Below are 12,935 nucleotides of genomic sequence, written 5' to 3' on the forward strand. Positions count from 1 at the left end.
ACGGAGGATCAAAAAAATCAGGTTCGTGTCCGAAGTAAAGTAAACATCGGACACGAAGGAGCCAAAAAAGCAAGGATGTGTCTGAAGCTGTGTCAACTTCGGACAAGGAGGAGCATAAAAGGTAGCAGGAACCTTTTCATCATAAACTTAATCAAAATATACGGCTTCAAGGGGATTTTTTAAGTATTTAAAGGCCATCTCAATTTGTGATTTTGTATTCCGAGCTATAGATAGAGGTGGCAGTTCGGTTTCTGCAAAGAACTTCACTTCACTTGTTTCGATCCCTGTAGCCGGCTGTCCGCCAATTATTTCACATTTGATAAAGATTTTGTAAACATGAAAAGCAGACGGAGGGTGTGGGTGGCACTTTTTATCGGTTACAGCTATTACTCTAATCGGTTTCACCGTAAATCCAGATTCCTCTTTTACTTCCTTAACAGCGACTTCACTTGGGGTATGTCCTATGTCAGCCCAGCCGCCAGGTAATGCCCATTTCCCATCGGTATTTTCACGGACCATAAGAATTTTATCATCTTTAAAGACAACAGCCCTAATATCAACCTTAGGAGTTGCATAACCTGTTTCACCTGCAAATAAATCTTTGATTACATGCTTGTCCATATCTGTGTAATGAACTAAAATATCAACGCTAATATTTCTTATTAATTCAAATCTCTCCAAGTCATAAACATCTTTTGAATATGTTAATCCCGCCTGCGCAATGGATTGAAGCTGTTTCGCCCAATCCAGCCATTTAGGTTCCAATATCAACACCACCAGTTTTTCTAAAAATATCTTCTATTAATATTTATATGAATTTATCAAAAATTTGCCACGACTATATTACTAATCATCTTATTTTAATGGTTAAAGTTACAAATGCATTACTTTTGACAATTGGATTCAATCTGAGTAAGGTTACCTAGTATAAATACAAACATTAATGGTAGCTGTATTTTTTACCACATTGTTCATGATAGGGTTAAAAACCATTACTATTAAAATAATTTTCTTAAGTGCTCATAGTAGAGTTGAACGAAACTATCATGTCATTACTAGGAGGAATTATTATGTCAAACTCTCAAACTTTAGATAAGCTCGAACAGCAAATGTTCTTAGATGTTATTCGGGAACGTCGATCCGTTCGTGCATACGATCCAACCGTGCAGATCTCACGTGAAGAAATGTCTGAAATACTGGAGCTGGCAACTTTGGCTCCTTCGTCTTCGAACCTGCAACCATGGCGTTTTCTAGTTATCGATAAACCAGAGTTGAAGACAAAGCTTTTGCCTATCGCGTTTAACCAACAACAAGTAGTCGAAGCTTCTGCTGTTATTGCGGTACTAGGTGATGTGGAAAGCTACAAGAAAGCCGAAAAAATTTATGGACAGGCTGTTGAAGCAGGTTTTATGCCGGCTGATACGGCTAAATCATTCATTGAACGAACAGTCAGCATGTACTCAAACTTGCCTCCTGAAGTGGCTCGCCAAATCGTATATACTGATGGAGGACTTGTCTCGATGCAACTCATGCTTGTCGCCCGATCCAAAGGATACGACACTGTACCTATGGGTGGGTACGATAAAGTGAAGTTCATTGAAGCGTTCGGAATTTCCGAGCAGTTTGTGCCGGTTATGCTCATTGCTATCGGAAAAGCAACGAAACCAGGACATCCTACTACGCGTCTTCCTATCGAGGATGTAACGTTCTTTAACGAAATGCCATCAGTTAAAGAATAATATAATACAAAGTTATTAAATGATAGAATAATATATCTATATTAAAAAGTCTGCTTTGTTGATGTTAAGGCTCTTTAAATCATTTTTACAAAGCCGACATTTTTGGGTTACTTTCATAAAGGCAATAGAAACAAGTTGACGGTTATCTGAATAGTATTGTAGAATAAGAATACAATTAAATAAGACCTCACTTTTTTGCAGTGAGGTAGAGGCGCGGTATTTAACAGTCTTTAGCGGAGTTTGAGAAGCAATGATGCTATGGAGAAGGAAATGTCGCCGAAGTGTGTAATATTCTCGGTATTACATGCTGGGTCTGTAGTTAAGAGCTGCAGGACTGTCTCAATAAACTCTCCGGTTTATTGGGTTGTGCTATCTCATGGGATAAAAGAGGGGACTTAAGGGCAACTATGGATAGTACGACCTGAGTTTATCTCAGGTCGTTTTTTGTTTTAGAATTTAAAAAACAGGGGGAGAGAACAGGATGAGAAACAAGGTAAAGGTACTTTTAGTTTTGTTGGTTTCTACTATTCTACTAGTAACAGGATGCGGGACAAGTAATGGTTCTGATTCTAAGGGATCAGAAGACAATACATTTAAGGTTGGGCTTGAAGCGGGGTATGCTCCTTTTAACTGGACCCAAAACGATGATTCCAACGGTGGTGTTAAAATCAATGGCTCTGCAGAATATGCAGGCGGATATGACGTAGAAATCGCCAAAAAAGTCGCTGAAGGTTTAGGAAAAGAATTAGTAATTGTTAAAACAGAGTGGGATGGCCTAGTACCAGCTTTAACTTCTGGTAAAATTGACGCCATTATCGCTGGTATGTCACCAACAGCAGAACGAAAAGAGACCATTGACTTCTCGGATAATTACTATACTTCAAATTTAGTAATGGTCGTGAAAAAAGGCAGCAAGTACGAAGGTGCAACTTCTATCCAAGATTTCAAGGGAGCAAAAGTTACAGCTCAATTAAATACATTCCACTATTCAGTGATTGATCAAATTAAAGGGGTAGACAAGAAAACGGCGATGGACAACTTCCCAGCAATGAGGGTAGCTCTTGAATCAGGGATGATTGATGGATATGTATCAGAGCGTCCAGAAGGAATTAGTGCATCCGCTGCAAATGAAAACTACGTAATGGTTGAATTTGAAGAAGGATTTAAAACTTCCCCAGATGATACGGCCATTGCTGTCGGTCTTGAAAAAGGCAGTGAATTAACAGAAAAAATTAATGAAGTTTTAAAGGGCATTTCAGAAGAAGAACGTACAACTATTATGGATACAGCTATTAAGAATCAACCAGCTGCAGAATAGAAATGTCAAAACCGGCTGTATTAAGGATACAGTCGGTTTTATAAGGTAGAGGAGGATAAAAGATGAGTCTTGAGTGGGTCATAAAAATAATTGCAGAAAACTGGCCTATGTTCCTTCGTGGCGCTGGGTTAACACTATTGATTTCTCTAATTGGAACGATTATTGGAGCAGCAATTGGATTAGCAGCAGGGGTAATCCGCACCATCCCAATGCCTGAACGCGGTGCAAAAAAAGCCTTATTAAACGTGATAAACGCAATTCTATCCATCTATATTGAATTCTTCCGTGGAACACCGATGATTGTACAAGCAATGGTAATTTATTATGGTTCTGCGCTAGCATTTGGTATCGATATGAATGTTTTTGCAGCAGCTATCATTGTTGTTTCGATTAATACAGGAGCCTATATGGCGGAAATTGTCCGTGGTGGGATTGTTTCAATTGATAAGGGACAGTTCGAAGCAGCGCATGCAATTGGAATGAATCATCTGCAAACGATGTGGAATGTGGTATTGCCACAGGTGATTCGAAATATACTACCTGCAACAGGAAATCAATTTGTTATTAATATTAAAGATACATCCGTTCTGAATGTTATTTCCGTTACAGAACTATACTTCGTGACAAAATCAATTTCTGGTAATAACTTTAGATATTTTGAATCGTTTTTCGTAGCATGTATGATTTATTTTGTCATGACCTTTATTGTTACAAGAATATTGCTATACATTGAAAAGCGATTAGATGGATCTGACAACTATACGATGATTGGAAACGAACCATTACAAAAATAAGGAGGGGAGAATATGGAAAAGATTATTGATATTCAGCACCTTAACAAATCCTTTGGAACACATGAAGTATTAAAAGACATTAATTTTTCGGTGAAAAAAGGGGAAGTTGTCACCATCATCGGTTCCTCAGGATCTGGTAAGTCGACGCTTCTTCGTTGTATTAATCTTTTAGAAAAACCAAGCGGCGGACAAATTATCTATCATGGTGAAAATATCTTGGATGACAACCATAATGCAACGGACTATCGGAAGCATTTGGGTATGGTGTTCCAGCAATTTAACTTATTTAACAATCACAATGTGCTAAACAACTGTGTTGTAGGGCAAGTGAAGGTATTAAAACGCTCTAAAGAAGAGGCCGAAAAAGTAGCGATGAAGTACTTGAAGGTGGTTGGGATGGACAAGTATATTAATGCGAAGCCAAAGCAGCTTTCCGGGGGTCAGAAACAGCGCGTGGCGATTGCCAGAGCACTTTCGATGGAACCAGATGTGATGTTATTCGATGAACCAACTTCAGCTCTTGATCCAGAAATGGTCGGAGAAGTTCTAAAAGTAATGAAGGAACTTGCAGGATCTGGACTTACGATGTTAATTGTTACCCACGAAATGGAATTTGCAAGAGAAGTTTCGGACCGGGTTGTATTTATGGACAAGGGAGTTATCGCAGAAGAGGGAAGCCCAGAACAAATTTTCAATAATCCAACACAAGAGCGTACGAGGGAATTCCTAAAACGGACGTTAAATTTATTACAGTGATTATATACAAAAAAACCATAAAAAATGGAGCCAGTATTGAAACCTGGCTCCATTTTTATTAGAAATATGATTAAATAATCCGAGCGATTACCATTCCGGAAATTTGTTTGATTTTTTCCTCTAAAGCCGGAATAACATCACCATTTACTTTATTATCAATGTCAATCATTGTATAAGCATATTCTCCTCGGCTTCTGTTAACCATATCCGCAATGTTTAAAGTGAAACTAGATACAGCAGATGTTATCTGTCCAACCATGTTCGGAACATTGTTATGAAATGCAATGACTCGGCGCTTTCCTGTATAAGGAAGATAAGTATTTGGGAAATTCACTGAGTTTTTGATGTTTCCTGTTTCCAAAAATTCTTTGACCTGACGGGCAGCCATAATTGCACAATTTTCCTCTGATTCTTGTGTGGAAGCTCCTAGGTGTGGAATTGGAACTGTATTTTTCATTTTCAATATAGCTTCGTTCGGGAAATCAGTAATATATTTTCCAACTTTCCCGCCTTCAAGAGCAGCTGCCATATCATTTTCATTCACAAGCTCACCACGAGAGAAGTTTAAAATATGAACTCCCGGTTTCATCATGCTAAAGGTTGCTACATTAAACATACCTTTTGTGTCAGCAGTTAATGGTACGTGCACCGTAATATAATCAGATTCAGAGAATAATTGTTCAATGGTCATTGCTCTCTGTACTTTGCGGGATAAATTCCAAGCAGTATCAACAGAGATAAACGGGTCAAACCCGATTACATCCATATCTAAATCAAGTGCGTCATTCGCTACCAACGCACCGATGGCTCCTAAACCAATGACACCTAAGGTTTTCCCTTTAATTTCTTTTCCAACAAACTGTTTTTTTCCAGCTTCCACTAGCTTTGGAATTTGGTCACCTTCATTTTCCAAACCCTTTGCCCAAGCAACACCGTCAAAAAGATTACGAGATGAAGAGATTAAGGAGGTTAGAACCATTTCTTTTACGGCATTAGCATTCGCACCAGGAGTATTAAATACAACGATACCTTGCTCAGTACATTTTTCAACTGGAATATTATTTACACCCGCACCCGCTCTTGCAATGGCTTTTAAATCACTGCCGATTTCAATTGAGTGCATATTAAAGCTGCGGACAAGGATGGCATCCGGATTTTCACTTCCGTTGTCTATCTGAAAATTACCCTTATTGAATACATTAAGACCACTTTCTGCAATATTATTAAGTGTTTTGATCGTTTGTGTTTTTTCTAAAGTGGTAGTGCTCATTAATATCTCCTCCTAATTTTTCCCTTTAATAAGCAGAAAGAGGTAAGGGATCGTAATCCCTTACCTCTGCCCAGGCGAACGGCTGCGACACCATGTGCTCCCTCGCGGTGATCCGCGTTTCGCCAGTTACACATGGTCTTTTAAATTTATTTCATATTATCATAATTCTCTGTAGATTTCTACCTAAATAACTTAAATAAATTTATTTCTTTGTTTATGAATTTTTTCCAGTTTAGGGTTCATGAAACGTTCATTAGTCCCATATCTAATTTGAATCTACTTTTCGGTCTTCATGAAGCGTTCATGAGTTACATTTTTATTATTTACCCTATTATTTATTTGATAAACAAACAAATTACTGGGCAGAAATTTGGCACTAAGTTTCTCTAGAACATTTCATTGTATTTAGAGGGAAAACAAGGTAATCTGTTACAGTATATTTTTTAAATAGGGAGTTGGATGAATGAAGGGTTCAGGGAATAAGCAATCGATGATCGTGGGCCTATTGCTAGCAGGGGCTTTTATCGCAATTTTGAATCAAACGCTGATGATAACAGCAATCCCTCCAATTATGAGTGAAATGGGAGTTACCGCAAATAGTGCACAATGGCTGACCACAGTCTTTATGTTGGTGAATGGGATCATGATTCCAATCAGTGCCTTTTTATTAGAAAAATTTACCACAAGACAGTTATTTATCTCTGCCATGAGTGTTTTTACGGCAGGAACTGTTGTAAGTGGGATTGCTCCTAATTTTGAAATTCTTCTTTTAGGAAGAGTTATTCAATCTGTAGGAGCTGGGGTCATGCTGCCATTAATGACCACCGTATTCTTACTGATCTTCCCGGTCAATAGGCGCGGTCAAGCAATGGGCCTTGTTGGCCTCGTGATATCCTTTGCACCAGCCATCGGACCAGCGCTGTCTGGATGGGTGACATCGCAATTTTCATGGAGAGTGTTATTTTTTATTATTTTGCCTATTGCACTTATCGATATTTTTGTCGCATTCCTTTTCTTGAAAAATGTCACAGAGATTTCCAAGCCAAAAGTAGATGTTATTTCGATTCTATTATCGTCATTCGGTTTTGGCGGGCTGCTTTATGGATTTACGAGTGCTGGAAATTACGGCTGGTCTCATACTGTGACCCTGCTATCACTCACAATTGGCGGTTTATCATTGTTTGTATTTATTTTCCGCCAATTAAGACTAAAACATCCGATGCTGGAGTTTCGTGTCTTTACGTTTTCAATTTTCCCTTTTGCCATAGCAATTGGGATGATCAGCTTTATGGGTTTGATTGGAGCAGAAACCATCATCCCGCTCTATATGCAGAATATGAGGGAGTTTTCTGCCTTTGAAGCAGGGCTTGCCTTATTACCAGGTGCAGTGATCAGCGGAATTATGTCACCAATTGTTGGAAGGATATTTGATAAATTCGGGGCTAGATGGCTCGTGATGATTGGATTAGCGATCATGACTGCAGCTTCATTTGCATTTACGGCATTAACTCCGTCGACCACGATGACATATATTACGGTCCTCTATGGGATTCGAATGTTTGGTCTTTCCATGGTCATGATGCCAATCTCAACCGCTGCCTTGAATCAATTGCCGAAACGATTAATTTCCCACGGGGCAGCCATGGATAATACCATGAAAATGATTGCTGCTTCGGTAGGAACCGCAATCCTTGTTACCGTTATGACAACAACAGCGGAAACAGCAAAACTGCGCCCGGAAATTTCCTATCCGGATATACATGGAGCGAACATCGCTTTTATGGTCGTTTCCATTCTTTCCTTATTAGGACTGATTCTTACCTTTTTCATTAAGCACCGCCAGGCAGAGGGTGAAACAGATGGAAAAAGACATAGAAATGTACGAGTGAAACTCCAAGACTAGTGCCTGATTTTTCCTATTCAATGATAAAAAACTTTATTAAAAGAATGAAACGTTCCTTACATTTGGTAAGGAGCGTTTTTTTTTATTTATCTTTCAGTTTGGCAAACCGCTTTTAATCATACGAGTTGAGTAGGAGAAGCCCTAATACTTTCCGTTACTTGCAATTATCTACCATATAGGAGGAACGATTCAGGCCGTATTGAGAAAAACGAGAGTAAAAAGCCATAAATGTTACTCTCCATCACAAACTAGACTTAGTAAGTGAATAGCAGCAAAAATGCAGATTGCTGTTCGTGCAACCTGCTTTTCTTCTTGTAAACTACATATAACATTTGAATCAGCTGGAAATCAGTAGAAGATCCAACTTGGTTAAAAACATAATCAACTTCATCCAAATTAGTGGAAATTCTTAACAGTCTAATGATATTTACTATACATCTGCAACACAACGAAAACCAAGGTGCCCCGACGAACTATCGGGAGTATTTGAGGTACGCGCAGCAACACGGTAACGGTTACAATAAGACTCATGGCACAAATACGACCCTCCGCGCATAACTTTCGTTTCTCCGGTTACAGGTCCTTGAGGATTTGTTCGTCCTCCTCTTTTATGGATGCTTCGACTAAACCAATCTGAGCACCATTCCCAAACGTTTCCAGAAACATTATAAAGACCATAACCGTTAGGAGGAAAAGATTTAGCAGGAGCAGTACCTTCATAACCATCATCTATCGTATTTTCATGTGGAAATTTTCCCTGCCAAATATTGCAGTAATGTTTACCATTTGGGGTAAGTTCATCTCCCCATGGATACATTTTCTTCTCAAGACCGCCACGAGCCGCAAATTCCCATTCAGCCTCGGTGGGCAATCGTTTTCCAGCCCACTTGCAAAAGGCGTTTGCATCATTCCAGGATATATGGACAACAGGGTGATTCATTCGATGTTCAATCGTTGAATGGGGCCCTTCAGGTTGAAACCAATAGGCACCATTAACACCATACCACCAAGGCGTATTCACTACTCGTTGAGCCTTAACTGCAGGATTTTGTGAAAGAAAACTATAAAATACAAACGACCAGCCAAACTGTTCTGCCTCGGTGGTATATCCAGTGTCTATTACAAATTCGTTAAATTCAGCATTTGTTACAGCGTAAGTATCCATTAAAAACGGTTTAATTTTTACCTTTCTTACTGGTCCTTCTCCATCCGCTGGGAAGCCTTCTTTTGAATCTGTTCCCATAAAAAATTCCCCGCCAGGGATATACACCATTTTATCCTTAAATAAGGTTTTGTTGGGTTTACTTTGTTGAATAGGCTGTGTTTGTATTTCGGTTTGATAGCTGGAGGCATTTCTTTTTACGGAACAGCATGACATTTTCAATTCATTAGTCATATTTTCACTCCTTATTTCTCTAAATAAATACTCTAAATCTTGATTTAGGATCGTAGTTTCGATTCAGTTAAGGAATACACATTTGGTTTTAATAGAGCTTATCATATATTGCTACTTTCATATAGAATACCGTTTCTATTTTTTTAAGAAAATGGGAGATACCTATGAAAATGATAGGGAATGGTGTCATTGGATTACAATTATGTCAACAAATCGAACGGGAATATAAAAGCATGTTTGGCTCTTGCTGAGTCCATTCCAGGGGTCATAGTAATTAACTAGTCCAAAAACTTCAAAGATTAAACGAATTGGTGTTTAAGACTTTATTGAGTTTATTCAATAAAGGGTCTTACCAGCAAATGTAAGATACATAGAAAAATCATTCGCTATGGTATGTCAAGTATCATATTTCTAATTATATTTGTGTGAATAGTTTTAATTGTAAAAATTTTATACATTTATCCAAAACTTCTCTTTTTCTATTGAGTTTTGTTTTTTACTGGCTTTACTAAGATCGAAGATTATCGAATAAATAGAGAGATACTAAGGGATGAGGCACTTAAAAAAAATCCAACTTAAAGAATTGTTTACCATAAGCAGAAAAATATTAAATGTGATTGTAAAATGTATTTACAATTCGGAATATTTACAAAATTTGAATTTAAAACTACAATGAGCTTGTAATGTACTTGATCCATGCACTATACAAATTTGGGAGGTGGAATTATAAATTCTAATAATAGTTTAAAGAAATGCAACCGTTAATGTCTGGTTGTTCTTATGGTTATTTAAGCAGCAGAATGTAGGATTCGAAACCTAAAGGCGTAAGAAAAAAAGATAAAACGGAAGGAAGGGAGAGTTTAATTTGGGGGAAAATGCACAACAACCTAATATAATTTTTATTACATGTGATCACTTACGTGCTGATCATCTTGGGTGTGCAGGCCATCCTACGATTCAAACACCGCATATTGATCAGTTAGCACGGAATGGTGTTAGGTTTGAACAGGCTTACTCAACTACACCAATCTGTATTCCCGCTCGGGCAACGATTATGACTGGATTAGAAGGTCATCATTTAGGTTTAACGGTTTTTAAATCAGGTTATCAACTTCCTACCAAAGAAACATTACCTCAATTGCTTAGAGATGCGGGGTACCAAACCAAAGTTGTGGGTAAGATGCATACCTTTCCAGAAAGATGTCATTATGGTTTTGAGACCATGCAATTGTGTGAGGAAGGACGCCGCTTAGGGGAGTATGTAGGGGAACATAGGGGATATGACGATTATGAACAATGGCTGACTGAGCAAGGATATCCTGGGATGGCTTTTGCTCATGGGATGTCCGTTAATGAGTATGCAACTACTCCTTGGCATCTACCCGATCATACACATCCAACAGAATGGATTGGGACGCAAACTTGTAAAGAAATTAAAAGAAGAGATTGGACTAGACCTTTATTTATGTGGGCTTCTTTCACTGCACCTCATCCTCCGCTTACACCATTAATGAGAGATTTATATATGTATGAACGAGAAGAAATACCAGAGCCGGTCTATGGTGATTGGGTAAAAGAACATCCTGCATTCCATGCAGCCAATGTAGCATTTGGTGAAGGGAAAACCCCTAAACAAATTGCTTTGGCAAGACAGGCTTATTATGCAATGGTTACCCAAGTAGATCGTCAAATTAATCGAATTCTTGGTACTCTACGTGAAGAAGGAATATTAGAGAATACGTGGATTATCTTTACATCCGATCATGGTGATTGTTTAGGTGACCACCAGCTTTGGCAAAAAGCCAATTTTCTAAAAGGTTCATGTAATATTCCGTTTATTATTACACCTCCATTAAACAGTGAATACGAACACCTGTTTGAAAAAGAATGGATCCCAGGGCAAGTAAATCGTTCGGTAATAGGACTACAAGATATTTTGCCGACCTGCTTAGAAATTGCTACAGGTTCAGCACGTGAAGATAGAGATGGAAAAAGCTTACTTTCTCTCGTGGAAAATCCAGATTTATATGTAAGGGATTACATTCTTGGGGAATTTGGAAATATTGGCGAACGCTCATTGATGGTAACCGATGGAAGCTGGAAATATATTTGGTTTGAAAAAGATGGATTTGAACTGTTATTTAATCTTATTGATGATCAAAACGAAATGAGAAATCTTGCCCAAGAAGAAGCCTATATCAGAGATACATGGAGAGACAAATTAGTTCAAGCATTATCTTCTAGAAAATATGATCCTGCCATAAAGGAAGGTCAATTAATCGTATCAACTCCTGGGTATAAGATATCGCCAAAAGAAAGAGTGAAAATAATCAATACAGAGTGGGCTTATAATCATCCTTACGGACTTCGCTAAATATAAGGGGGAAGCATATGTTTAGAAATAAATTTCGATGGTTCGTTGTGTTATTAATTGCGATGGTTTACTTTATTCTATTTGTTGACCGAGTAATCATTTCTTTAGCGACAGAACCCATGATGAAAGAATTTGGTTTGTCACCATCACAGTGGGGAATTGTCTTAAGTGCATTTTTTTGGGGATTAGTTCCATTTGCGATCATTTCTGGTATTGCAGCAGATAAATATGGCTCCAAAAAAGTATTCACAGTCGGTGCGATATGGTGGTCACTTTTTACCGCTGGTACTGCAGGTGCATTTAACCTAGTTTCATTAGTGATTGCACGCGTCCTTTTTGGAGCGGGCGAGGGGCCAGCTCTTTCGAATGTAATAAGAATTATGACAAATTGGTTTAGTCCAAAAGAATATTCCTTTGCCTTTGGACTGGCATCAACGACTGTTTATCTTGGTCCAGCCCTTGCATCTCCGGTCGTGGTTTGGATGATTCTTACCTTCGGTTGGCGTTCCCCTTTTTATGTCATGGGAGTATTAGGGATTCTTTGGGTAATTCTATGGAAAAAGTTCTTTACCGATCGTCCTGAAACGAATAAATATGTTAGCCAAGAGGAAAGGGAATGGATAATTAATGAGCAAGGAGAACTATCTAAAATCCTAACCTCTAAGAAGAAAAGGTCGATTAAGGAATTGTTATCCATTCCCAAAGAGGTTCGAGGAACAATCTTTGCAAATTTATGGGCTTACTTTTGTGTCGGATACGCTTTGTTTTTTTTACTAACATGGTTGCCAGGATACTTGAGTATGGAAAGGGGACTAGATTTAAAGTCTATGGGATTTGCTTTGGCATTGCCATGGATAGGGGCTGCCATTGGTCAGCCAATTAGCGGCAAATTAAGTGATATGATTTATGCACGTACAGGTAATAGACGATTAGCAAGGGCTTTTTGGACAGCTGGATCGTTTATGGTTCTTGCTATATGCCTTGTTCTCGTCGTGCGAGCAGAAACAGTAACAGGCGCTATCGTTTTTCTAACAATTGGTGCAGCTTCATTGGCCTCGGCGGTATCCCCGCTAGCTACGGTAATTGCAGAAACGGTTCCGGAAAAAGCAGGTTCAATAGGAGGCTTGTCTCAAGTTGCACAAACAATTCCAGGAATCATTGCGCCCATCGTTACGGGATTTATTGTTGAGGCTACAAACAGTTTCAACAATGCATTTTATTTAGCGGCATTCATAATTACTTCAGGCATTATTATTGTTGGTCTTTTCTCCCGGCCTCCTGCGAAAATTGCTGTGGAGGAAGGTAGTCCAGCTGCACCTGTTATCATTCATTAGAAAAATGAGGGTTAAAATATTTTATGATTGACACTTTGGAATAGATAAATA

The 12,935-nt window shown here is 38.5% G+C and carries 10 protein-coding genes and 2 riboswitches; of the genes, 7 read left to right on the forward strand and 3 right to left on the reverse strand.

All coding sequences use genetic code 11. The annotated features are described in order from the left end of the window. Positions 1-147: 147 nt before the first annotated feature. Positions 148-765 carry an NUDIX hydrolase gene (locus AC2TFD_RS12790; RefSeq protein ID WP_335569411.1) on the reverse strand — a complete coding sequence of 206 codons (618 nt, stop codon included), beginning with the start codon at positions 763-765 and terminating at the stop codon, positions 148-150. Between the two features lie 305 nt (positions 766-1,070). Between AC2TFD_RS12790 and AC2TFD_RS12795 the strand changes: the two genes are divergently transcribed. From AC2TFD_RS12795 to AC2TFD_RS12810, 4 genes are all read left to right on the forward strand, one after another. Then, positions 1,071-1,739, forward strand: a complete 669-nt coding sequence (locus tag AC2TFD_RS12795; protein ID WP_335569410.1) for a nitroreductase family protein — start codon at positions 1,071-1,073, stop codon at positions 1,737-1,739. Positions 1,740-1,937: 198 nt separating this feature from the next. Next, positions 1,938-2,119: riboswitch (Lysine riboswitch) on the forward strand. Positions 2,120-2,220: 101 nt separating this feature from the next. Continuing rightward, positions 2,221-3,057, forward strand: coding sequence for a transporter substrate-binding domain-containing protein (locus AC2TFD_RS12800; RefSeq protein WP_484675837.1), 837 nt, complete (start codon positions 2,221-2,223; stop codon positions 3,055-3,057). Positions 3,058-3,119: 62 nt separating this feature from the next. Beyond that, on the forward strand, positions 3,120-3,851 hold the full coding sequence (locus tag AC2TFD_RS12805; protein ID WP_484675838.1) for an amino acid ABC transporter permease: 732 nt from the start codon (positions 3,120-3,122) through the stop codon (positions 3,849-3,851). A gap of 12 nt (positions 3,852-3,863) precedes the next feature. Further along, complete coding sequence (locus AC2TFD_RS12810; protein ID WP_484675839.1) at positions 3,864-4,607, forward strand: amino acid ABC transporter ATP-binding protein; 744 nt, start codon at positions 3,864-3,866, stop codon at positions 4,605-4,607. A 70-nt stretch (positions 4,608-4,677) separates the two neighbouring features. On the opposite strand, the gene AC2TFD_RS12815 is transcribed toward AC2TFD_RS12810, so the two are convergent. Further along, a complete protein-coding gene (locus AC2TFD_RS12815; RefSeq protein ID WP_484675840.1) occupies positions 4,678-5,877 on the reverse strand; it encodes a phosphoglycerate dehydrogenase in 1,200 nt (399 codons plus the stop codon). A gap of 61 nt (positions 5,878-5,938) precedes the next feature. Next, a riboswitch (ZMP/ZTP riboswitch) is annotated at positions 5,939-6,017 on the reverse strand. A gap of 323 nt (positions 6,018-6,340) precedes the next feature. Here AC2TFD_RS12815 and AC2TFD_RS12820 point away from each other — a divergent pair. Then, the gene (locus tag AC2TFD_RS12820) at positions 6,341-7,780 is read left to right on the forward strand and encodes a DHA2 family efflux MFS transporter permease subunit (protein ID WP_484675841.1); all 1,440 of its coding nucleotides are present in this window, start codon (positions 6,341-6,343) and stop codon (positions 7,778-7,780) included. Between the two features lie 430 nt (positions 7,781-8,210). Here the strand turns inward: AC2TFD_RS12820 and AC2TFD_RS12825 are convergent, their stop codons facing one another. Further along, positions 8,211-9,176 (reverse strand): formylglycine-generating enzyme family protein, encoded by a 966-nt coding sequence (locus AC2TFD_RS12825; protein WP_484675842.1) that lies wholly within the window; start codon positions 9,174-9,176, stop codon positions 8,211-8,213. Between the two features lie 865 nt (positions 9,177-10,041). Here AC2TFD_RS12825 and AC2TFD_RS12830 point away from each other — a divergent pair. Together AC2TFD_RS12830 and AC2TFD_RS12835 are read left to right on the forward strand one after the other, a co-directional pair. Continuing rightward, complete coding sequence (locus AC2TFD_RS12830) at positions 10,042-11,550, forward strand: sulfatase-like hydrolase/transferase (RefSeq protein ID WP_484675843.1); 1,509 nt, start codon at positions 10,042-10,044, stop codon at positions 11,548-11,550. 17 nt (positions 11,551-11,567) lie between these two features. After that, a complete protein-coding gene (locus tag AC2TFD_RS12835) occupies positions 11,568-12,884 on the forward strand; it encodes an MFS transporter (protein ID WP_484675844.1) in 1,317 nt (438 codons plus the stop codon). Positions 12,885-12,935 lie beyond the last annotated feature (51 nt).

The sequence above is a fragment of the Neobacillus sp. plas4 genome (genome assembly GCF_057221695.1).

Bases quoted from the DNA above. Each gene is read 5' to 3' on its own strand.
- AC2TFD_RS12825 (WP_484675842.1), bottom strand. From the start codon at position 9,176: ATGACTAATGAATTGAAAATGTCATGCTGTTCCGTAAAAAGAAATGCC.
- AC2TFD_RS12800 (WP_484675837.1), top strand. From the start codon at position 2,221: ATGAGAAACAAGGTAAAGGTACTTTTAGTTTTGTTGGTTTCTACTATT.
- AC2TFD_RS12795 (WP_335569410.1), top strand. From the start codon at position 1,071: ATGTCAAACTCTCAAACTTTAGATAAGCTCGAACAGCAAATGTTCTTA.
- AC2TFD_RS12805 (WP_484675838.1), top strand. From the start codon at position 3,120: ATGAGTCTTGAGTGGGTCATAAAAATAATTGCAGAAAACTGGCCTATG.
- AC2TFD_RS12820 (WP_484675841.1), top strand. From the start codon at position 6,341: ATGAAGGGTTCAGGGAATAAGCAATCGATGATCGTGGGCCTATTGCTA.
- AC2TFD_RS12835 (WP_484675844.1), top strand. From the start codon at position 11,568: ATGTTTAGAAATAAATTTCGATGGTTCGTTGTGTTATTAATTGCGATG.
- AC2TFD_RS12810 (WP_484675839.1), top strand. From the start codon at position 3,864: ATGGAAAAGATTATTGATATTCAGCACCTTAACAAATCCTTTGGAACA.
- AC2TFD_RS12815 (WP_484675840.1), bottom strand. From the start codon at position 5,877: ATGAGCACTACCACTTTAGAAAAAACACAAACGATCAAAACACTTAAT.